This window comes from Pseudomonas sp. DWP3-1-3b3 (genome assembly GCF_049896305.1).
Lineage (GTDB): Bacteria > Pseudomonadota > Gammaproteobacteria > Pseudomonadales > Pseudomonadaceae > Aquipseudomonas > Aquipseudomonas azotoformans_A.
Genome location: NZ_JAFCUA010000002.1, coordinates 74,512 through 95,304, shown reverse-complemented (window position 1 = coordinate 95,304; position 20,793 = coordinate 74,512). Strand labels below are relative to the sequence as shown.

The 20,793-nt window shown below is 61.8% G+C and carries 18 protein-coding genes; 10 read left to right on the top strand and 8 right to left on the bottom strand.

The window, feature by feature from the left end:
* Positions 1 to 41: 41 nt before the first annotated feature.
* On the bottom strand, positions 42 to 749 hold the full coding sequence (locus tag ACP7BX_RS06780) for a 3'-5' exonuclease (RefSeq protein ID WP_426130597.1): 708 nt from the start codon (positions 747 to 749) through the stop codon (positions 42 to 44).
* Positions 746 to 2,668: a putative nucleotidyltransferase substrate binding domain-containing protein gene (locus tag ACP7BX_RS06775; RefSeq protein WP_269132184.1), complete on the bottom strand. Its 1,923-nt coding sequence runs from the start codon at positions 2,666 to 2,668 to the stop codon at positions 746 to 748. The genes ACP7BX_RS06780 and ACP7BX_RS06775 overlap by 4 nt, the downstream gene beginning before the upstream one ends.
* 246 nt (positions 2,669 to 2,914) lie before the next feature.
* Between ACP7BX_RS06775 and ACP7BX_RS06770 the strand changes: the two genes are divergently transcribed.
* Positions 2,915 to 3,361, top strand: a complete 447-nt coding sequence (locus ACP7BX_RS06770) for a response regulator (protein ID WP_025857000.1) — start codon at positions 2,915 to 2,917, stop codon at positions 3,359 to 3,361.
* Between the two features lie 50 nt (positions 3,362 to 3,411).
* Here ACP7BX_RS06770 and ACP7BX_RS06765 read toward each other — a convergent pair whose 3' ends face one another.
* Positions 3,412 to 5,589 carry a malate synthase G gene (locus ACP7BX_RS06765; protein ID WP_426130595.1) on the bottom strand — a complete coding sequence of 726 codons (2,178 nt, stop codon included), beginning with the start codon at positions 5,587 to 5,589 and terminating at the stop codon, positions 3,412 to 3,414.
* A 266-nt stretch (positions 5,590 to 5,855) separates the two neighbouring features.
* Here ACP7BX_RS06765 and ACP7BX_RS06760 point away from each other — a divergent pair, with 266 nt between their 5' ends.
* A complete protein-coding gene (locus tag ACP7BX_RS06760) occupies positions 5,856 to 6,368 on the top strand; it encodes a glycine cleavage system protein R (protein WP_426130593.1) in 513 nt (170 codons plus the stop codon).
* A gap of 237 nt (positions 6,369 to 6,605) precedes the next feature.
* Here the strand turns inward: ACP7BX_RS06760 and rarD are convergent, their stop codons facing one another.
* The 5 genes from rarD to ACP7BX_RS06735 all read right to left on the bottom strand — a co-directional run bounded on the left by rarD (position 6,606) and on the right by ACP7BX_RS06735 (position 12,237).
* Entirely contained in the window at positions 6,606 to 7,490 is an 885-nt protein-coding gene (gene rarD / locus ACP7BX_RS06755; protein ID WP_010207032.1) for an EamA family transporter RarD, read from the bottom strand.
* 55 nt (positions 7,491 to 7,545) lie between these two features.
* On the bottom strand, positions 7,546 to 8,520 hold the full coding sequence (locus tag ACP7BX_RS06750) for a serine/threonine protein kinase (RefSeq protein ID WP_016977838.1): 975 nt from the start codon (positions 8,518 to 8,520) through the stop codon (positions 7,546 to 7,548).
* 179 nt (positions 8,521 to 8,699) lie between these two features.
* Complete coding sequence (locus ACP7BX_RS06745) at positions 8,700 to 10,598, bottom strand: PhoX family protein (RefSeq protein ID WP_426130590.1); 1,899 nt, start codon at positions 10,596 to 10,598, stop codon at positions 8,700 to 8,702.
* A 78-nt stretch (positions 10,599 to 10,676) separates the two neighbouring features.
* Entirely contained in the window at positions 10,677 to 11,441 is a 765-nt protein-coding gene (locus ACP7BX_RS06740; RefSeq protein WP_426130588.1) for a TOBE domain-containing protein, read from the bottom strand.
* A gap of 58 nt (positions 11,442 to 11,499) precedes the next feature.
* On the bottom strand, positions 11,500 to 12,237 hold the full coding sequence (locus tag ACP7BX_RS06735) for a ComF family protein (protein ID WP_426130586.1): 738 nt from the start codon (positions 12,235 to 12,237) through the stop codon (positions 11,500 to 11,502).
* Between the two features lie 92 nt (positions 12,238 to 12,329).
* Here ACP7BX_RS06735 and bioB point away from each other — a divergent pair, with 92 nt between their 5' ends.
* The 8 genes from bioB to ACP7BX_RS06695 all read left to right on the top strand — a co-directional run bounded on the left by bioB (position 12,330) and on the right by ACP7BX_RS06695 (position 20,715).
* Positions 12,330 to 13,385 (top strand): biotin synthase BioB, encoded by a 1,056-nt coding sequence (gene bioB, locus ACP7BX_RS06730; RefSeq protein WP_016977842.1) that lies wholly within the window; start codon positions 12,330 to 12,332, stop codon positions 13,383 to 13,385.
* 3 nt (positions 13,386 to 13,388) lie between these two features.
* Positions 13,389 to 14,570, top strand: a complete 1,182-nt coding sequence (bioF, locus tag ACP7BX_RS06725) for an 8-amino-7-oxononanoate synthase (RefSeq protein ID WP_426130584.1) — start codon at positions 13,389 to 13,391, stop codon at positions 14,568 to 14,570.
* Entirely contained in the window at positions 14,563 to 15,294 is a 732-nt protein-coding gene (locus ACP7BX_RS06720) for an alpha/beta fold hydrolase (protein ID WP_426130582.1), read from the top strand. Before bioF ends, ACP7BX_RS06720 begins: the two co-directional genes overlap by 8 nt.
* Positions 15,287 to 16,099 (top strand): malonyl-ACP O-methyltransferase BioC, encoded by an 813-nt coding sequence (bioC, locus tag ACP7BX_RS06715; RefSeq protein WP_426130580.1) that lies wholly within the window; start codon positions 15,287 to 15,289, stop codon positions 16,097 to 16,099. The genes ACP7BX_RS06720 and bioC overlap by 8 nt, the downstream gene beginning before the upstream one ends.
* The gene (gene bioD / locus ACP7BX_RS06710) at positions 16,096 to 16,776 is read left to right on the top strand and encodes a dethiobiotin synthase (RefSeq protein WP_314530406.1); all 681 of its coding nucleotides are present in this window, start codon (positions 16,096 to 16,098) and stop codon (positions 16,774 to 16,776) included. Before bioC ends, bioD begins: the two co-directional genes overlap by 4 nt.
* A 106-nt stretch (positions 16,777 to 16,882) precedes the next feature.
* Positions 16,883 to 17,164 carry a hypothetical protein gene (locus ACP7BX_RS06705; protein ID WP_016977847.1) on the top strand — a complete coding sequence of 94 codons (282 nt, stop codon included), beginning with the start codon at positions 16,883 to 16,885 and terminating at the stop codon, positions 17,162 to 17,164.
* A gap of 252 nt (positions 17,165 to 17,416) precedes the next feature.
* A complete protein-coding gene (locus ACP7BX_RS06700; protein WP_016977848.1) occupies positions 17,417 to 19,222 on the top strand; it encodes a phenylacyl-CoA dehydrogenase in 1,806 nt (601 codons plus the stop codon).
* A 203-nt stretch (positions 19,223 to 19,425) separates the two neighbouring features.
* Entirely contained in the window at positions 19,426 to 20,715 is a 1,290-nt protein-coding gene (locus ACP7BX_RS06695; protein WP_426130577.1) for a diguanylate cyclase, read from the top strand.
* The last annotated feature ends 78 nt before the right edge of the window (positions 20,716 to 20,793 follow it).

The following is a 20,793-nucleotide window of genomic DNA, read 5'->3' as shown; positions in this document are numbered from 1 at the left end:
GCCGTGGAGTGGGCGCAATTGGCGTCTGTCGGGAGATGACATTAAAACGATGGCGCGTGTTGACGCCGTTTCCATTGGCTCAAACGCTCTTGCAGCGCCTGTGGCGTGTCGATGTGTTGCTGGCGCGCGCGGCTGAACAGGATCAGCATCAGCTCCGCCGTGGCCAGCGCGTCGGCGCTGGCGTGATGGCGCTCGCCTACGTGCAGATGGAAGTGGCTGATCCAGTCGTCCAATCCGGCTTCGCGGATGTGTGCATCCGGGCACACCATCGGGGCGATGTCTGCAACATCGAGAAACGGATGGGCCAGGCGATAAGCCAGGCTGTCCTTGAGCGCCCGGCACAGCATGTGTTGATCGAATGGCGCATGGAAGGCCAGCAATGGGCTGTCGCCCACAAAGTCCATGAAGTCCAGTAACGCGTCGACCGGATCGCTGCCGGCGGCAATCGCACTGGGGCCGAGGCCGTGGATCAACACGCTGGGGCTGAGTTTGGTTTCAGTCCGTTGCAGCGTGCGTTCGAACAGTTGCGAGAAATCCACCGCGCCATCTTCGATCACCACCGCGCCAATCGACAGCACCTGGTCACGGTTAAGGTTGAGGCCGCTGGTTTCCAGGTCCACCACCACCCAGCGCTGGTTGCGCAGGGTGACGTTGCCCAGGGGCGTGGGTTTGCGCAGTTGCGCCAGGCGCTGCTGTTGCGCGCTGTCGAGCCCCGGCGTTTTCTTACGCAGCCAGTTGAACAAGCTCACAGCTGATACCGCAATGTCAGGCTGCTTTGCAGGCGCTGGGCTTGGCGCAGGGATTCACGCAGGATGCGCCGGTCCAGATGATTGAGGCTGTCCGGGTCGACACGGTTGGAATACGGCTGATTCTCGCGGGTTTGCAGTTGGTGCTGTTGCATGCGGGTCTGCTGGATAAAGTGGTAGGCCTCTTCATACGCAGCGCCATCCAGGGGCTCAATCACCTCCTTGACCACTAACTGGCGCAGGCGCTCCAGGGTGTTGTTGGCGTGGATACCATTGGCCAGGGCCAACAGGCGTGCGCCGTCGACAAAAGGGGTCAGGCCCTGCACCTTGAGGTCGAGCGTGGCTTTTTCGCCGCCTTTACGCGTGAGTACAAATTCGCGGAAACGTCCTACGGGCGGACGCTGGCGCAACGCGTTTTCGGCCAGCATGCGTTGGAACAAGCGGTTGTCCGCCACCTGGTCGAGAATGCCTTGGCGCAATTGCTCGCAGCCACGTTCATCGCCCCACACCACACGCAGGTCGAAATAGATGCTGGAGCCCAGCAGATTCTCTGGCGTGGCCTCGCGGATAAACGCCGCAAACCGTCGCGCCCATTCCGCCCGCGACAGGCACAGCTCCGGGTTGCCGGCCATGATGTTGCCTTTGCACAGGCTGAACCCGCACAGCGCCAGGCTCTGGTTGATCTGCTGCGCCAGCGGCAACAACCGGCCTCGGATCGCCGCGGCTTCGGCCGCGTCCTTGGCGTCAAACAGGATGCCGTTGTCCTGATCGGTGTACAGCGTCTGCTCGCGGCGGCCTTCGCTGCCAAAGCACAACCAACTGAAGGGCACGCCGGGGTCGCCTTTTTCGGCCAGGGTCAGTTCGATCACCCGGCACACGGTGTGATCGTTGAGCAGCGTAATGATGTGGGTGATCTGGGTGGACGAGGCACCATGGGCCAGCATGCGTTCGACCAACTGGCCGATCTCGCCGCGAATCGCCACCAGGTTGTCCACCCTCGGCGCATTGCGGATGGTGCGCGCCAGGTGCACCAGGTCCACCCGTTGCAGGGAAAACAGATCGCGCTCGGACACCACGCCGCACAGGCGCTGATCCTTGACCAGGCAGACGTGGGCAATATGCCGCTCGGTCATGGCGATCGCGGCGTCGAAGGCGCTGTGGTCCGGCGTCAGGAAGAACGGCGCCTGGGTCATATGCCCTTCGATGGCCTGGCTGAAATCGCTGGTGCCATCGGCCACCACCTGGCGTAGGTCGCGCAGGGTGAAAATCCCCAGGGGCGCCTTGTGTTCATCGACGATCACGATGCTGCCGACCTGTTGCTCATGCATCAGCGTGACGGCTTCGCGCAGCGGCGTGGCGGGGCTGCACGTGACGGGGTGGCGCATGGCCAATTCACCGAGCCGCGTGTTCAGGGAGTACTGAGTGCCGAGGGTTTCCACGGCTTTTTGCTGCACCTGCTGATTGACCTGGTCCAACAGGCTGCTGACGCCACGCAGGGCAAAATCGCGAAACGGGCTGGAGAGTGCAAACAGCTTGATGAACGCCGGTTTGTTCAGTTGCAGGCAAAAGGTGTCTTCGGCGGCCTTGTGCTCGGTGCGCGTCGCCCGTTCGCCCAGCAACGCGGCCAGGGGGAAGCATTCCCCAGTGGTGATTTCAAACGTGGTTTCGGCGCTGTCCGGTCGTTCACCGACCACCCGGCCCTGCTTGACGATATAAAAGTGCTCGACTGGCCCGCCCGACGGTTTGAGGATGCTGTCGCCGGGGCCATAGAAGCGTAACTGGCACTGTTCCACCAAAAACGCCAAGTGGGCGTTTTCCATCTGGTTGAACGGCGGGAAGCGTTGCAGGAACTGCAGGGTGCCGTGGATATTTTGCAACACAGCAGTTTTCCCCGCCTGGGCGAAGGCATCAGCTTTACTCATAACAATGACCGCAGTTTTTTTGTCGTTATCGTCCCTCATGGTCGACTCCTGCGCAGCGGGTGCCCATTGGACGTAAGTCTAGGTCGATACAAACGGCACACACCTAGGGAAAAACCTTACATGACTATCGTCCAAAACCCGTAGAACGCCCACTAGGCAAACTTTCCGACGAAGTGCACATTGAACGCCCTTCCGCAGATGTCTGACGAGTGTGCTGGGAGATTGATGAGAACTGCTGAGAACCGTATGTCCGACCACGATATTTTGAGTGATGCCGAGCGCGAGGCGCTGAGCGCCGTGATGCTGGAGCCTGATTTACCGCCACAACGCGTGTTGATCGTCGACGACGACAAGGACGCACGCGAGTTGCTGGCGGAAATCCTGGGGCTGGACGGTATTCGCTGCATGACCGCCGACAGTGGTGAGGCGGCGTGGGATTTGTTGAAGTCGAGCAGCTCCATCGGTTTGCTGATCACCGACCTGCGCATGGCGCCCAGCAATGGCCTGGAACTGATCCGACAAGTGCGTGAGTCCACGCGGGCCGCGCTGCCGATCATCATCATGTCGGGGGATGCCGAAGCGCCGGATGTGATCGATGCGATGCACTTGAGCGTGGTGGATTTTTTGCTCAAGCCGATCGATAGCGTGAAGTTGGCGAAGATGGTGAAGCGGGAGTTGGGGATGGCGCAGTAAAACGCCGGTGCATAAAAAAAGCCCTGATCGTGTGATCAGGGCTTTTTCATTTACAGGCCGTTCTTGGCCTTGAACTCCCGACGCCGACGGTGCAACACCGGCTCGGTATAGCCATTCGGCTGCTTCGTCCCTTCAATCACCAACTCCACCGCCGCCTGGAACGCGATGTTGCTGTCGAAATCCGGTGCCAGTGGACGGTACAGCTTGTCCCCAGCGTTCTGACGGTCCACCACCGGCGCCATGCGCTTGAGGCTTTCCATCACCTGGGCTTCGTTGACGATGCCGTGGCGCAGCCAGTTGGCGATGTGCTGGCTGGAGATGCGCAGGGTGGCGCGGTCTTCCATCAGGCCCACATCGTTGATGTCCGGCACTTTCGAGCAACCGACGCCCTGGTCGATCCAGCGGACGACATAACCGAGGATGCCTTGGGCGTTGTTGTCCAGTTCGTTGCGGATTTCTTCGTCGGACCAATCGGTGTTGCTGGCCAGAGGAATGGTCAGGATGTCGTCCACCGACGCACGCTCGCGCTTGGCCAACTCGGCCTGGCGGGCGAACACATCGACCTTGTGGTAGTGCAACGCGTGCAGCGCAGCCGCCGTTGGCGACGGCACCCAGGCGGTGTTGGCGCCGGCCAGTGGGTGGGCGATTTTCTGTTCGAGCATCGCCGCCATCAGGTCGGGCATGGCCCACATGCCTTTACCGATCTGCGCGCGACCTTGCAGGCCGGTGCTCAAACCGATGTCCACGTTCCAGTTTTCATAGGCGCCGATCCATTTTTCCGCCTTCATTGCTGCCTTGCGCACCATCGCGCCGGCTTCCATGGAGGTGTGGATCTCGTCGCCGGTACGGTCAAGGAAGCCGGTGTTGATAAACACCACGCGCTCGCTGGCGGCCTTGATGCAGGCCTTGAGATTGACCGTGGTACGGCGCTCCTCGTCCATGATCCCGACTTTCAGCGTGTTGCGCGGCAGGTTCAGCACGTCTTCGATACGGCCGAACAGCTCGTTGGTGAACGCGGCTTCTTCCGGGCCGTGCATCTTCGGCTTAACGATGTACACCGAACCGGTGCGGCTGTTCTTGCGGCTGTTGTTGCCGTTGAGGCTGTGGGTCGCGGCGAGGCTGGTGACCAGGCCGTCGAGGATGCCTTCCGGCACTTCGTTGCCGTCTTTGTCGAGGATCGCATCGATGGTCATCAGGTGACCCACGTTGCGCACGAACAATAGCGAGCGACCGTGCAGCGTCACGTCCTGGCCATCCACGCCGGTATAAACGCGGTCGGCGTTCATGGTGCGAGTAAAGGTCTTGCCGCCCTTGGCCACTTCTTCGGCGAGGTCGCCCTTCATCAGGCCTAGCCAGTTGCGGTAGATCACCACTTTGTCATCGGCATCGACGGCGGCGACGGAGTCTTCACAGTCCATGATGGTGGTCAGCGCGGCTTCCATCAGCACGTCTTTGACGCCGGCGGCATCGGTCTGGCCGACCGGGGTGCTGGCGTCGATCTGGATTTCGAAGTGCAGGCCGTTGTGTTTCAGCAGGATCGCAATCGGCTCGGCCGCAGGGCCCTGGAAACCGATCAACTGTGCGTCGTCGCGCAGGCCGCTGTTGCTGCCGCCCTTGAGGCTGACGATCAGCGTGCCGTCGACGATCTTGTAGCCGGTCGAATCGACGTGGCTGCCGGCGCTGAGCGGTGCGGCCTCATCGAGGAAGGCGCGGGCGAAGGCAATGACCTTGTCGCCACGCACTTTGTTGTAGCCCTGGCCCTTTTCGGCGCCGTCGGCTTCGCTGATGGCGTCGGTGCCATACAGCGCGTCGTACAGCGAGCCCCAGCGCGCATTCGAGGCGTTGAGGGCGAAGCGGGCGTTCATCACCGGCACTACCAGCTGCGGGCCGGCCATGCGGGCGATCTCGTCATCGACGTTTTGGGTCGTGGCCTGGAAATCCGCGGCTTCTGGCAGCAGGTATCCGATATCTTGCAGGAAGGCTTTGTAGGCCACCGGGTCGTGCGCCTGGCTGGCATGAGTCTGGTGCCAGGTATCGATCCGCGCTTGGAAATCGTCGCGTTTGGCGAGTAGGGCTTTGTTCTTCGGGGCCAGGTCATGGATGACCTTGTCGGCACCGGCCCAGAACTGGTCGGCAGTAATGCCGGTGCCGGGAATGGCTTCGTTGTTCACGAAGTCGAACAGGACTTTGGCGACCTGCAGGCCACCGACTTGAACGTGTTCAGTCATTGCTTGCCTCACTCTGCACAGCTTAAGCGCTTTTTAGATTTTCATTATGTAGTGCCAGGTTGCGCATACTACATGATGACTTGCGGTTGTGAAAATTAGACTAAATACGTCGTTTAGCGACCCACTTTGGTCGTACGGTCACAGCGGAGAACCGGATGTTCTCAAAAAACTATTGGATTGTTCCAGATAAATATAAAAATGGTACACGATTTGTTATCGGGGGCCTTCGGGTCCACCTTGTAGATTGAATTCCAGAGGGCGTTGCCATGGACCATCTTGTACTCACAATTATTGCTGCCGACAAACCCGGCCTGGTCGAGCGCATCGCGCAGAACATCGCCGCCCACGGTGGCAACTGGCTGGAAAGCCGCATGGCGCACATGGCCGGGCAGTTTGCCGGGATCCTGCGGGTCAGCGTGCCTGCAGAGCACCGTCAGGCGTTGGTCGGGGCGCTGGAGGACTTATCCACACATGGCATTCGCGTGCTGGTGGGCGAGGGCAGCAGCGGGCAGGCCTCGGCGTCCAAATCGATCATGATGACGCTGGTGGGCAATGACCGTGCGGGCATTGTGCGCGAGATCACCGCGCTGCTGAGCAAGCAGGGCGTGAACCTGGAGAGCCTGAGCACCGATGTGCGCCCCGCGCCCATGAGCGGCGACCCGTTGTTTACCGCCGAGGCGCTGTTGCAGGTGCCAGCCGCGTTATCCCTGGACACCTTGCAGCTGTCCCTGGAAACCCTGGCCGATGACTTGATGGTGGAACTGCACCACGAGGAATAAATCACGAGGAATAATCTGCCCACAGGGTTATGCATGGAAATCTTGCATGGGCCTGTGGATAACCTGTAGAGACCCCTCGCCAGCCCACACCGGCCGGGGCTCTTCGTTGATTGAGCAAAAAACGAGCAAATTCAAAAGCTTGTGCACAAATGGCGGGGATCAGGTTGTGGATAACCTTGGGGTGGATGTCTGCAAGGCACGCCCGCTGTGGCTTGCAGAGGTTTGTACGTTATTTGATCAGCGTTTGCGCGCGCTGAGCCAGATATCCACGCTGTACACCACCAGGCCCGCCCAGATGAAGGCAAAGGCCGTCAGCGTGCTCGGTGCCAAGTGTTCGCCGAACAGCAGCACGGCTTCGAGCAATACCAGGGTCGGCGCGACGTACTGCAAAAAGCCCAACGCGGTGTAGGGCAAATGCCGTGCGGCGGCGTTGAAACACACCAGCGGGATCAGCGTCACCGGGCCGGCCGCCACCAGCCACCAGGCTTCGGACGTACTCCAGAACGCCATCTGCGCGCTATGGGCGGTCGGGTTGAACAGCAGCCAGGCAACTGCAATCGGCACCAGCATCCAGGTTTCCACCACCAGCCCCGGCAGCGCCTTGACCGGCGCCTGCTTGCGAATCAGCCCGTAGAAACCGAAGGTCAACGCCAGCACCAGCGACACCCATGGCAAGCTGCCGACCTGCCACACCTGTTGCGCCACACCCACGGCCGCCAGCCCGACGGCGACCCACTGCAAGCGGCGCAGGCGTTCACCCAGGATCAGCATGCCCAACACCACGTTCACCAATGGGTTGATGTAGTAACCCAGGCTCGCTTCCAGCATGCGCCCGGTGTTCACCGACCACACATACGTCAGCCAGTTACCCGCGATCAGCGAACCACTGAGGGCCAGGATCGCCAGGCGCTTGGGGTTGTCGCGCAACTCGCGGAACCAGCCGGGATGCTTCCACACCATCAACAGCAAACCGCCGAACAACGCCGACCACAACACGCGGTGCACGATGATCTCGGCGGCGGGCACGCTGGCGATGGCTTTGAAGTAGAGTGGGAACAGACCCCAGATGACGTAGGCGCTCAGGCCCAGGATGTACCCCTTGCGGGGGTTGGCGGCTTGCATTGCAGAATCCTTGCTTAGGCAGCTAACAAAGCGCGATTGTAAGGATATTTGTCCGTCAAAACAGCTTCAACGGTTCTTCATTCAAGGCGGCCAATTGTTCGCGCAGTGCCAACACCTGATCGCCCCAATAACGCTCGCTGCCAAACCACGGGAAGCTGTGGGGGAACGCCGGGTCGTCCCAACGCCGTGCCAGCCAGGCGCTGTAGTGCATCAGACGCAAGGCGCGCAGGGGTTCGATCAGCGCCAGTTCACGCGGGTCGAAGTCATGGAATTCCTGGTAGCCGTCCATCAGTTCTGACAACTGTCCCAGACATTCCTGACGATCTCCGGCGAGCATCATCCACAGGTCCTGCACCGCCGGGCCCATGCGGCAGTCGTCCAGGTCGACGATATGGAACATCTCGTCGCGGCACATCATGTTGCCGGGGTGGCAATCGCCGTGCATGCGGATGTTCTTGTGCGGGGTGGCTTTGTACACCTCTTCCACGCGCTTGAGCAGGTCGCGGGCCACCGACTCGTAGGCCGGCAGCAGGCTCTTAGGGATGAAATTGCCTTCAAGCAAGGTGGTGAGTGAGTCGTGACCGAAGTTCTTCACGCCCAAGGCTTCGCGGTGTTCGAACGGGCGGGTGGAGCCCACCGCATGCAAACGGCCGAGCAATTGCCCCAGGCGATACAGCTGATCGAGATTGCCTGGCTCTGGCGCACGGCCGCCACGGCGGGGGAACAGGGTAAAGCGGAAACCGGCGTGTTCGAACAGGCTTTCGCCGTTGTGGATCAGTGGCGCGACCACCGGCACTTCGCATTCGGCCAGTTCGAAGGTGAAGCGGTGCTCTTCGAGGATCGCCTCGTTGGTCCAACGCTGCGGCCGATAGAACTTGGCGATCAGCGGTTCCGAGTCTTCAATGCCCACTTGATAGACGCGGTTTTCGTAGCTATTGAGCGCCAGAACGCGAGCATCGCTGAGGAAACCGATGCTTTCGACAGCGTCGAGCACCAGGTCGGGCGTGAGTGTTTCAAACGGGTGGGCCATGCGAACTCCTGCGCGCAGCAGGGCGCCGCGTCCGGCCGGGTATGGTAACGCACCCGGCTTGGGATGGGGGGTGTCTGTGCCATTGCTATCGCGGGCAAGCCCGCTCCCACAGTTGACCGAGTTCCTACATGAGAATGCGGTCAACTGTGCGAGCTGGCTTGCCTGCGATGAGGCGCCTATCAGGCGCCGACGATACCGCCGTCATCCCGCCGAATCGCCATCACCGACGAGCGCGGCTTGCCATTCGGCAGATGCTCCGGCCAAGTCGAACCACCGGTTTCGCCTGGATGCTGGATCCCCACAAACAGCGTCTTCTGATCCGGCGAGAAGCTGATGCCCGTCACTTCACAGGCCACCGGTCCGACCATGAAGCGGCGGATTTCTCCGGTAGACGGGTCTGCACACAACATCTGGTTGTTGCCCATACCGGCGAAGTCACCTGCGTTGCTGTAGTCCCCATCCGTCAGGATCCACAATCGCCCGGCCTTGTCGAAGCCCAACCCGTCCGGGCTGTTGAACATGTTCTGCGGGTTGATGTTCGACGAGCCACCCTTCGGCGTGCCGGCGTGCACGCCAGGGTTGCCGGCCACCACGAACAGGTCCCAGGTGAATTCGGTGGCGCCGTGGTTATCGGCGTCGGCCTTCCAGCGCAGGATCTGGCCGTAAACGTTTTTCTCACGCGGGTTGGGGCCGCCCACCGGCTGGCCCTCTTCACCGCGCTTGGCGTTGTTGGTCAGGGTGCAATAGACCTGGCCGTCGGTGGGGCTGACCACGATCCATTCCGGGCGGTCCATGCGCGTGGCTTTCACCACACTGGCGGCCAGGCGCGCGTGGATCAGCACTTCGGCCTGGCTGGCGAAGCCGGTGCTGGCGTCGATGCCGTTTTTGCCGTGGGTCAACTCGACCCATTGGCCCTTGCCGTTGGGGTGGTCGGCGTTGCCATCGCCTGCGTCGAAAATCGCCACATACAAGGTGCCGTGATCAAGCAGGTCTTTGTTGGCCTTGGGGTTCTTGTGGTTGATCTTGTCGCGGCTGACGAACTTGTAGATGAACTCGCCGCGCTCATCGTCGCCCATGTACACCACGGCGCGGCCGTCGCGGGTTTCCGCGAGGGCAGCGTTTTCGTGCTTGAAGCGGCCCAGTGCGGTCCGTTTGGCCGGGGTGGATTGCGGGTCGAACGGGTCGATTTCCACCACCCAACCGTGGCGGTTGAGTTCGTTGGGGTTCTTGGCCATATCGAAACGTGGGTCGTGCTGGTGCCAGTTGATGTCTTTGCTGGCGGCGACCACGCCATAACGTTTCTGCCCGGCATCGAAGGTTTGTTGTGGGTTGCTGCTGCCGAAGCAGTCGGTGAAGTTCTCTTCACACGTCAGATAAGTGCCCCATGGCGTCTTGCCGTTGGCGCAGTTCTGGAAGGTGCCCAGGGCTTTTTTGCCGGATTTGTCGGCGCTGGTTTTCAGCCAGTCGTGGCCGGCAGCGGGGCCACTGAGGCGGATCGGCGAGTTGCCGTGGATGCGGCGGTTGTAGCGCGAGTCCTGCACGAACTGCCAGGTGTCGCCCTTGCGCCGCACTTCGATCACCGACACGCCTTCGCTGGCCTGGGCCTTGTGCACGTCTTCGGCCGATTGCGGCGCGCCACCGTGGGCGAAGAGGTAGCGATAGTTGGTGTATTCGTTGTTGATCGCCATCAGCGCGCGGTTGTCGTCACCGGGGAAGGCAAACAGGCTCATGCCGTCGTTGTTGTCGCCGAACTGCTGTTCCTGGGCCTTGGCCGTGCCGTTGCCGGACGGGTCGAAGGCCGGCGCGTTCTTGCTCAGCGGCTGGCCCCAACTGATCAGCACCGACGCGCTGTAGCCCGGCGGCAAGGTGATGGCGTCGCTGGTGGCGGCGGCGATGCTGGTGAAGCCCAGCAACGGGCTGGCGCTGGCGGCGTTGACGGCGAGAGCGCTGCGGCTCAGCAGGTTGCCACCCAGGAACATCGCGGCACCGCACAGGGCACCGGCGCCGATGAAGCGGCGGCGGGTGAGGCCGACCATCTGCTCAAGGTCGGTGGCTTGGTTTTCTTCTAATAGGCTCATCTCAGGCTCCCTGCGGTTTTTGCAGACACCATAAGGAGCGGGCGTGACGAAATTGTTGCAGTTTAAATAGCGGGCCGCTTACACCGGCGTGCCGAGCAGCACATTGCTCGGCGCAAATTGAACCTGGATCGCTTTGCCTTCGGTCACGCGCAGCGCCTTGAGCGTGGCGGGCTGCGCCAGGGCGCACAAAACCTGGCCGCTGGGCAGGGTGACACGCACTTCGCTGGGCCCGTCTTCGGCGTCGAGAATGGCGTCGACGATGCCGCTCATGCAATTGTGTCCAGTTGTTGCGAAGGCCTCGGGTGCCAGCAACTCCAGCCAGCCGGCCTTTATCAGTGCGACCACTTCCACGCCGGTTTCCAGCTCCAGTCGCTGGGTGCTGTCGTGGGTGATCTGCGCAGCCAGGGTCAGCCCGCCGGCCAGTTGCAGGCGGATCAGATCATTGCGGCCATGCTGCTCAATGGCGACGACCTGACCATGCAGTTGGTTACGTGCGCTGGTGCGCAGCATCAAGCGGCCGAGCAGGTTGAAATCGCTGGCGGCTTCGTCCGAGCCCAACACTTCGGCCTGCACCACTTGCAGGCGCTGGTAAAGACGCAGCACGCGCTCGCCTTCTGCCGTCAACTTGGCGCCGCCGCCGCCCTTGCCGCCGACGCTGCGTTCCACCAGCGGTTTTTGCGCCAGGTTGTTCAACTCGTCGATGGCATCCCACGCCGCCTTGTAGCTCAAGCCCGCGCTCTTTGCCGCGCGGGTGATGGAGCCCTGCTCAGCGATATGCGCCAGTAAGGCAATGCGCTGGGGACGGCGGATGATGTGTTGGCTGAGGGACGTTGGCAGAGACATGGGCATACGCTTCGATGGAATAAGCCGAACGTTGCGGGCAAGGGTGGCCGGAGTCAAGTCAACTGCCCGGTTTGGGCGTGCGGGCCACACAGTACACATCGACTTGTCGTGCGCCGGCATTCATCAACAATCGCGCCAGGCTGTGGGCGGTGGCGCCGGTGGTGAGTACGTCGTCCACCAGTGCAAAGTGACGGCCTGGCACCTGTGCATTGGGCGCCAGGGCGAAAGCGCCGAGCAGGTTGCGTTGGCGGGTCTTGGCATCAAGGGCTTGTTGGGCGACGGTTTCATGGGGGCGTAACAACAGGTGTTCATCGTAGGGGAAGTGCAAGTCGTGGCTGAGCCAGCGCGCCAGCATCAAGGCCTGGTTATAGCCGCGTTCACGCAGGCGCTTGCGGGCCATGGGTACCGGCAGCAGGCAGTCGGGGCGTGTGAGTCCGGTGTTGTCGAAGCGATGTTGCAGGTGCTGGGCCAACAGCCGCGCCAGCATCTGCCCCAGGGGCCAGCGCGCTTGGTGCTTGAAGCGGCTGATCAGGCTGTCGACCGGAAAGCTGTAGGTCCAGGGCGCGATCACCTGTTTAAAGGCCGGCGGATGTTTCTGGCATTGGCCGCAGATCAAGCCCTCCATCGGCAAGGGCAGGGCGCACAGGTTGCAGTGTTCTATCAGCCACGGCAGCTCGGTTTCGCAGACGTTGCACACAGAGTCTGCTGATTGCGTGGCCTCATCGCAGATCAAACAGGTTTGTGTGTTTTTTGACCAGATGTAAACCTGGTGTTTGTGGTCTGGTTGACAGTGCATGAATCTTCCTTAAATATGCCGAGCATCCGTGTCGTGCCTGTGGGTATTGCCCTTCCCGCAGCGCTTGCCAAAGCATAATCAAGGAATCGCCCATGAGCGCCAGCACCACCGCCACTTTGCGTCACGATTGGTCCCTCGCCGAAGTCAAGGCACTGTTCGTACAGCCGTTCAATGACCTGCTGTTCCAGGCGCAGACCGTGCACCGCGCGCATTTCGACGCCAACCGTGTGCAGGTGTCGACGCTGCTGTCGATCAAGACCGGTGCCTGCCCGGAAGATTGCAAATATTGTCCGCAGTCGGGCCACTACAACACTGGCCTGGAAAAAGAGAAGCTGATGGAAGTGCAGAAGGTCCTCGAAGAGGCTGCCCGCGCCAAAGCCATCGGCTCGACCCGTTTCTGCATGGGCGCCGCCTGGAAGCACCCGTCGGCTAAAGACATGCCCTACGTGCTGCAGATGGTCAAAGGCGTGAAGGCCATGGGCCTGGAAACCTGCATGACCCTTGGCCGCCTCGATCAGGACCAGACCGAAGCCCTGGCCCAGGCGGGCCTGGACTATTACAACCACAACCTGGATACGTCGCCCGAGTTTTACGGCAGCATCATCACCACCCGCACCTATAGCGAGCGCCTGCAAACCCTGGCGTACGTGCGGGATTCGGGGATGAAGATCTGCTCCGGTGGCATCCTCGGCATGGGCGAGTCCCTCGACGACCGCGCCAATTTGCTGATCCAACTGGCCAACCTGCCAGAGCATCCGGAATCGGTGCCGATCAACATGTTGGTGAAAGTGGCCGGTACGCCGCTGGAAAACGCCGAAGACATCGACCCATTCGACTTCATCCGCATGCTCGCCGTGGCGCGTATCCTGATGCCGCAGTCCCATGTACGCCTGTCGGCCGGTCGCGAAGCAATGAACGAGCAGATGCAGGCCCTGGCGTTCTTCGCCGGCGCCAACTCGATTTTCTACGGCGACAAACTGCTGACCACCGCCAACCCGCAGGCCGACAAGGACATGCAACTGTTCTCGCGCCTGGGCATCCTCCCGGAAGCCCGTGAAGAACACGCGGATGAAGTGCATCAGGCGGCGATCGAGCAGGCGTTGGTGGAGCAGAAGAGCAGCGAGCAGTTCTATAACGCTGTGGTGTGAGAGATGTCTTTCGATCTCGCCGCGCGCCTCGCTGCCCGCCGTGCCGAACACCTTTATCGCCAGCGCCCGCTGCTCGACAGCCCCCAAGGCCCGGAAGTGGTGGTGGACGGCAAGCCGCTGCTGGCGTTCTGCAATAACGATTACCTGGGCCTGGCCAATCACCCACAAGTGATTGAAGCCTGGCGCGCCGGTGCGTCCCGCTGGGGCGTGGGCGGCGGTGCTTCGCACTTGGTGGTCGGGCATGCGACGCCGCACCATGAGCTGGAAGAAGCGCTGGCCGACCTCACCGGCCGCCCGCGTGCGCTGCTGTTTACCACCGGCTACATGGCCAATCTCGGTGCGGTCACGGCGTTGGTGGGGCAGGGCGATACGGTGCTGGAAGACCGGCTCAACCATGCCTCGTTGCTGGATGCGGGCCTGTTATCGGGTGCGCGTTTCAATCGCTACCTGCATAACGACGCCGCAAGCCTGGCCAAGCGCCTGGAGAAAGCCACCGGCAATACCCTGGTGGTCACCGATGGCGTGTTCAGCATGGACGGCGACCTGGCCGACCTGCCCGCGCTGGCCCGTGGAACCAAGGCCAAGGGCGCCTGGTTGATGGTGGATGATGCCCATGGTTTCGGCCCATTGGGTGCCAACGGCGGCGGTATCGTCGAGCACTTCGGCCTGAGCCAGGAGGACGTGCCGGTACTGGTTGGCACCCTTGGCAAGGCGTTCGGCACGGCCGGCGCTTTTGTGGCGGGCAGTGAAGAGCTGATCGAAAGCCTGATCCAGTTCGCGCGCCCGTACATCTACACCACCAGCCAACCGCCGGCCCTGGCCTGCGCCACCTTGAAAAGCCTGGAGCTGCTGCGCACCGAACATTGGCGACGCGAGCACCTCAACGGCCTGATCCGCCAGTTCCGTCAGGGTGCAGAGCAGCTCGGTCTGGACCTGATGGACAGCTTCACGCCGATCCAGCCGATCCTGATCGGTGACAGCGCCAATGCCATGCGTCTGTCGCAGATGTTGCGCGAGCGCGGCCTGATGGTCACCGCCATTCGCCCACCCACCGTGCCGGCCGGCAGCGCGCGTTTGCGCGTGACCTTGACGGCGGCCCACAGCGCGGCGCAGGTGCAGCTATTGTTAAACGCATTGGAAGAATGTTTCCGCTTGTTAGGCGCCACGGAGCCCGACCATGCGTGATCGACTGATATTGCTGCCGGGTTGGGGCCTCGGTGTATCACCGCTGGAGCCGTTGGCCGCCGCGTTGCAAGGCCTGGATGAACACCTGCAGGTGCAGATCGAGCCCTTGCCCGCACTGGATTCCAGCGACCTAGAAGAATGGCTCGACGAACTCGACGCCACGCTGCCGGATAACGCCTGGCTGGGCGGTTGGTCGCTGGGTGGCATGCTGGCTTCGGAGCTGGCGGCGCGGCGGGGAGAACGTTGCTGCGGCTTGCTGACGCTGGCGAGCAACCCGTGTTTTGTCGCCCATGAAGGTTGGCCGAGTGCGATGCCCGCCGAGACTTTCGATGCGTTTCTCGCCGGTTGCCACGCCGACTCCCAAGTGACCCTCAAGCGCTTCGGTCTGCTGTGCGCCAAGGGCGCCGAAGACCCGCGTGGGTTATCGCGCTTGCTGGTCAGTGGCGCGCCGAATACGCCTTCCAGTGTGCTGATGCCCGGCCTCGAACTGCTCGCCCAACTCGACACCCGCGAAGCCTTGCTGGCTTATCGCGGCCCGCAGTTGCACCTGTTCGCCGGGCTGGACGGATTGGTGCCTGCCGAAGCCGCCAGCGACCTGCTGGCGTTGCTGCCCGATGTTGAAGTCGGCCTGATTGAACAGGCTGGCCACGCTTTTCTTCTGGAAGACCCCCACGGTGTTGCGGGGGGCATCCAGGCTTTTTTGCATGAGTGCGTCGATGACTGATTTATCCCACGCCCCGCTGCCGGGTGCCTTGCCCGACAAACGCCAGGTGGCGGCGTCGTTTTCCCGTGCAGCCGCCAGTTACGACAGCGTTGCCGAGTTGCAGCGCGCAGTGGGCAGCCAATTGCTGGCACGCTTGCCGGCTGACATTGCGCCGCAACGCTGGCTGGACATGGGCTGCGGCACCGGTTATTTCAGCCGCGTGCTGGCCGAACGTTTGCCCGCCAGCCAAGGCATTGCACTGGACATCGCCGAAGGCATGCTCAATCACGCGCGTCCGCTGGGGGGGGCGCAGCACTTCGTCGCTGGCGATGCCGAGCGCTTGCCGCTTAACGCTGGCAGCGTGGCGCTGATCTTCTCCTCCCTCGCGGTGCAGTGGTGTGCAAACTTTGAGGCGGTGCTCAGCGAGGCCTACCGCGTGCTGCAACCGGGTGGCACGCTCGCTTTTGCCAGCCTGTGCGTGGGTACGCTGGAAGAGCTGCGCGAAAGCTGGCGCGCGGCGGATGGCTTGGTTCACGTCAACCGCTTCCGTACGTTCGAGGCTTATCAACATCTGTGTGCGGCCAGCGGCTTGCGGGTGGTGAGTCTGGAGCGCCGCCCCCATGTGCTGCATTACCCGGACGTGCGCAGCCTCACCCATGAATTGAAAGCCCTGGGCGCGCACAACCTCAACCCCGGCCGGCCGGGAGGGTTGACGGGGCGCGCGCGGATTGTTGCACTGGTGCAGGCGTATGAGCGGTTCCGTCAGGCCCAAGGCCTGCCGGCGACTTACCAAGTGGTGTATGCCGTACTGGAGAAACCTCTATGAGCGCCGCCTACTTCATCACCGGCACCGACACTGACGTCGGCAAGACCACTGTCGCCGCCGGCCTGTTGCACGCCGCACGACAAGCCGGCAGAAGCACCGCCGCCGGCAAACCCGTGGCTTCCGGTTGCCAGGTCACGCCCAAAGGCTTGCGCAACGCCGATGCACTGGCGTTGTTGGCCGAATGTTCGTTGGCCCTGACGTATGCCGAGGTCAACCCGGTGGCGTTCGAACCGGCCATCGCGCCGCATTTGGCGGCGCGGGAGGCGGGCGTCTCTCTGACCGTGCAATCGTTGCTCAAGCCCATGCAGCAGATTCTGGCGCGCGAAGCGGATTTCACCTTGATCGAAGGCGCAGGCGGTTGGCGGGTGCCTCTGGCCGATCAGGCGAACCTGTCGGATTTGGCCATGGCGCTCAAGCTGCCGGTGATCCTGGTGGTGGGCGTTCGCCTGGGTTGCATCAGCCATGCCTTGCTCACCGCCGAAGCCATCGCCCGTGACGGTTTGCAGCTGGCCGGGTGGGTGGCGAATATCATCGACCCCAAGACCTCCCGTCTGGAAGAAAACCTCGCCACCCTGGCCGAACGGCTGCCTGCGCCCTGTCTGGGCCGTGTGCCGAAACTCAAGCAGGCGGGGGCTGAAGCAGTGGCGGAATACTTACAGCTGGACCTTCTTGACTGATTTTGGCTATCGCTAAGGCATTATGCCATTAGTGTTTTTGACGGGCGTTTTGCGGGCAACTCTGCTTCAATCACGGTTCACGATTCTCTAAAGGCAGGCTTACGCCATGGAAATCTCTGGAAGCAGCGCGTTTTATTCGGGCCTGAGCAGCATTCAGACCGGGCAGAACCGTGTCGACCAGGCCGCCGGCAAAATCGCCAGCGCTGCGACGACCCAGCCCTCGGATGCGCAAAGCGACCGTCTGCAAGCCAACGACCGCGCCCAGCCGTCCAACTCGGCCAGCAACATGGTCGAAATGGCCCAAGGCAAATTCCAAGTGGAGCTCGGCGCCAAAGTCGCCAAGGCTTCGGATGAAATGCTTGGCACCCTGATCGACACCTACGCTTAATCCCCTCTGACTCCCACCGGCCTCTTACTGAGGTCGGTTGTGCTTGCACAATTCTTGATTCCCTTCTGAACTCCTTGTGGCAACCCGCCGCAGGCGTCGCCGTGCGCGCCTTTGATTCACGTCATGACAAACGGCATCCGGACGACGCTTGACATCCCCAGGTGGTAAACGTATGTTTCAAACACCTGTTTGACCGCCACAACAATTCCACGCGGTTGTTCATTCCAGATACATCAGCAGAGGTTTATCGCTATGCCTGACTACAAGGCCCCCTTGCGTGATATTCGCTTCGTTCGTGACGAACTGCTTGGCTATGAAGCGCACTATCAGAGCCTGCCGGCTTGCCAGGACGCTACCCCGGACATGGTTGACGCCATCCTTGAAGAGGGCGCCAAGTTTTGTGAGCAAGTACTGGCACCGCTGAACCGCGTGGGCGACATCGAAGGCTGCACCTGGAGTGAGTCGGGCGTTAAAACCCCAACCGGTTTCAAAGAAGCCTACAAACAATTCGTCGAAGGCGGCTGGCCAAGCCTGGCCCACGACGTGGAGCACGGCGGCCAAGGCCTGCCGGAATCCCTGGGCCTGGCCGTGAGCGAAATGGTGGGCGCCGCCAACTGGTCGTGGGGCATGTACCCGGGCCTGTCCCACGGTGCGATGAACACCATCTCCGAGCACGGTACTCCCGAGCAGCAAGAGGCTTACCTGACCAAGCTGGTGTCGGGTGAATGGACCGGCACCATGTGCCTGACCGAGCCACACTGCGGCACCGACCTGGGCATGCTGCGCACCAAGGCCGAGCCTCAGGCCGACGGTTCCTACAAAGTCTCCGGCACCAAGATCTTCATCTCGGCCGGTGAACACGACATGGCCGACAACATCGTCCACATCGTACTGGCTCGCCTGCCGGACGCACCGGCCGGCACCAAAGGTATCTCGCTGTTCATCGTGCCGAAGTTCCTGCCGAATGCCGACGGTTCGATCGGTGCGCGCAACGCCGTGACCTGTGGATCCCTTGAACACAAGATGGGCATCCACGGCAACGCCACCTGCGTGATGAACTTCGACGCGGCCACTGGTTTCCTGATTGGCCCGGCGAACAAAGGCCTGAACTGCATGTTCACCTTTATGAACACCGCTCGCCTGGGTACTGCGCTGCAAGGCCTGTCCCACGCCGAGATCGGCTTCCAGGGCGGCCTGAAGTACGCTCGCGACCGCCTGCAAATGCGCTCCCTGACTGGCCCGAAAGCGCCGGACAAAGCTGCCGACCCAATCATCGTGCACCCTGACGTGCGCCGCATGCTGCTGACCATGAAAGCCTTCGCCGAAGGCAACCGTGCGATGGTGTACTTCACCGCCAAGCAAGTGGACATCGTCAAATACGGCACCGACGACGAAGCCAAGAAACAGGCCGACGGCCTGCTGGCTTTCATGACGCCAATCGCCAAGGCGTTCATGACCGAAGTCGGTTTTGAATCCGCCAACCACGGCGTGCAGATCTACGGCGGCCACGGCTTTATCGCCGAGTGGGGCATGGAGCAGAACGTTCGCGACAGCCGCATCTCGATGCTGTACGAAGGCACCACCGGCATCCAGGCCCTGGACCTGCTAGGCCGTAAAGTGCTGATGACCCAAGGCGAAGCGCTCAAGGGTTTCACCAAGATCGTGCACAAGTTCTGCCAGGCCAACGAAGGCAACGAAGCCGTCAAAGAGTTCGTTGCACCGCTGGCGGCTCTGAACAAAGAGTGGGGCGAGTTGACCATGAAGGTCGGCATGGCCGCGATGAAAGACCGCGAAGAAGTGGGTGCCGCCTCGGTGGATTACCTGATGTACTCCGGTTACGCGTGCCTGGCTTACTTCTGGGCCGACATGGCGCGCCTGGCTGCCGAAAAACTGGCTGCCGGCACCACCGAAGAGGCGTTCTACACCGCCAAGCTGCAGACTGCGCGCTTCTACTTCCAGCGCATCCTGCCGCGTACCCTGGCCCATAAAGCCACCATGCTGTCGGGCGCAAACAACCTGATGGACATGAAAGAAGAAGACTTCGGCCTGGCTTACTAAGCCTTACCGGGTTCTCGTGAAGCCGCCGCGCCCCTTGGGTGCGGCGGTTTTTTTATGGGTGATAAAAAACCACAGCACAGCGCTCAGGGATTGCGTTCGGCTGCCGTTACAGTGATGGCAATGTGATACATGCGTGCCAGGTTGTGCTTAACTGTCTGCATCAAGGCACAGTGCCATCATTTCTGCGGGTCGGAGTTTTACCCTTGTCGCGCGTGTCCGCTGTACGTTTCAGTCACTTTTTACCTTCGTTGCTGCTCTTGCTGGCCGGGCTCTCGGCTGCGTACGTCAAGGACCTCAACGTCTTCTTCACGTCGCTGTTCAACGTGTTGCCGACCCTGGTGCTGTTGCTCGGTGGCTCGTACTGCGCGGTGTATCGCCGTCAGCGTGAACTGTTTCTGATGATCACGGTGTACATCGCCTACTTCCTGCTGGATACCCAGACCGATTTCTACCGCGACAACGGCCGCGTGCGCGAAGACGCGGCGGTGGTGTTTCACCTGTGCTGCCTGCTGTTGCCGCTACTGTTCAGCATCTACGCGCTATGGCAGGAGAAGACCCACCTGTTCCGCGACTTCGTCGCCCGTGGCGCGGTGTTGCTGGCGATCGGCAGCGTGGCGCTGGCGCTGGAGCAAAGTTATCCCCAGGCCGTGCTCAATTGGCTGGCGGAGATTCGCTGGCCGGCGCTGCATGGCAGCTGGATGAGCCTGATCCAGCTGTCATACCCGATGTTCCTGATCGGCTTCCTGACCCTGGCGGCGCAGTACTGGTATCAGCCACGTCCGCTGCACGCCGCGCAACTGGTGGGTTTGCTGGGGATGTTCTGGATGTTGCCGCAGACGTTCATCCTGCCGTTCACCCTGAACATCATGTGCAGCCAGGTGATGCTGATGATTGCTGCCGGTGTGGCACACGAGGCTTATCAAATGGCCTTTCGCGATGAACTCACCGGTTTGCCGGGGCGTCGCGCACTGAACGAACGCATGCAGCGGCTGGGGCGCAACTACGTGCTGGCGATGAGCGACGTCGACCACTTCAAGCGCTTCAACGACACCCATGGCCATGATGTCGGCGACCAGGTGCTGCGCCTGGTGGCGAGCAAGCTGTCCAAGGTCAACGGTGGCGGGCGCGCTTATCGCTATGGCGGTGAGGAGTTTGCCGTGGTGTTCGCCGGCAAGACGGTGGAGGAATGCCTGCCGCACCTGGAGGAAATCCGCGAAATCATCGCCGACTACGACATCAAGCTGCGCAACTCGGACCGCCCTCAGGACGATCACCAAGGCCGTCAACGCCGTTCCGGCGGTGGCGCATCGAGTGTTTCGGTAACCATCAGCATCGGCGTGGCCGAGCGCCAGGCCGAGCAGCGCACACCGGAAGAAGTACTCAAATCCGCCGACCAGGCGTTGTATGCCGCCAAAGGCGCCGGGCGCAACTGCGTGGTTGCCGCCGGGCAAACCCGTCGTGGCGCGGTGCGCACAGAGGGCGCTGCCGGTTGAGTAATGGCGCTGTATTCAGCAGCGCTACAGTGATTGTCCGAGGCAATGCCCGGCAGTAGGTTGAAACCATCTGCTGAC

Bases quoted from the DNA above. Each gene is read 5' to 3' on its own strand.
- ACP7BX_RS06775 (WP_269132184.1), bottom strand. From the start codon at position 2,668: ATGAGTAAAGCTGATGCCTTCGCCCAGGCGGGGAAAACTGCTGTGTTG.
- ACP7BX_RS06770 (WP_025857000.1), top strand. From the start codon at position 2,915: ATGTCCGACCACGATATTTTGAGTGATGCCGAGCGCGAGGCGCTGAGC.
- ACP7BX_RS06765 (WP_426130595.1), bottom strand. From the start codon at position 5,589: ATGACTGAACACGTTCAAGTCGGTGGCCTGCAGGTCGCCAAAGTCCTG.
- ACP7BX_RS06760 (WP_426130593.1), top strand. From the start codon at position 5,856: ATGGACCATCTTGTACTCACAATTATTGCTGCCGACAAACCCGGCCTG.
- rarD (WP_010207032.1), bottom strand. From the start codon at position 7,490: ATGCAAGCCGCCAACCCCCGCAAGGGGTACATCCTGGGCCTGAGCGCC.
- ACP7BX_RS06750 (WP_016977838.1), bottom strand. From the start codon at position 8,520: ATGGCCCACCCGTTTGAAACACTCACGCCCGACCTGGTGCTCGACGCT.
- ACP7BX_RS06745 (WP_426130590.1), bottom strand. From the start codon at position 10,598: ATGAGCCTATTAGAAGAAAACCAAGCCACCGACCTTGAGCAGATGGTC.
- ACP7BX_RS06740 (WP_426130588.1), bottom strand. From the start codon at position 11,441: ATGTCTCTGCCAACGTCCCTCAGCCAACACATCATCCGCCGTCCCCAG.
- ACP7BX_RS06735 (WP_426130586.1), bottom strand. From the start codon at position 12,237: ATGCACTGTCAACCAGACCACAAACACCAGGTTTACATCTGGTCAAAA.
- bioB (WP_016977842.1), top strand. From the start codon at position 12,330: ATGAGCGCCAGCACCACCGCCACTTTGCGTCACGATTGGTCCCTCGCC.
- bioF (WP_426130584.1), top strand. From the start codon at position 13,389: ATGTCTTTCGATCTCGCCGCGCGCCTCGCTGCCCGCCGTGCCGAACAC.
- ACP7BX_RS06720 (WP_426130582.1), top strand. From the start codon at position 14,563: ATGCGTGATCGACTGATATTGCTGCCGGGTTGGGGCCTCGGTGTATCA.
- bioC (WP_426130580.1), top strand. From the start codon at position 15,287: ATGACTGATTTATCCCACGCCCCGCTGCCGGGTGCCTTGCCCGACAAA.
- bioD (WP_314530406.1), top strand. From the start codon at position 16,096: ATGAGCGCCGCCTACTTCATCACCGGCACCGACACTGACGTCGGCAAG.
- ACP7BX_RS06705 (WP_016977847.1), top strand. From the start codon at position 16,883: ATGGAAATCTCTGGAAGCAGCGCGTTTTATTCGGGCCTGAGCAGCATT.
- ACP7BX_RS06700 (WP_016977848.1), top strand. From the start codon at position 17,417: ATGCCTGACTACAAGGCCCCCTTGCGTGATATTCGCTTCGTTCGTGAC.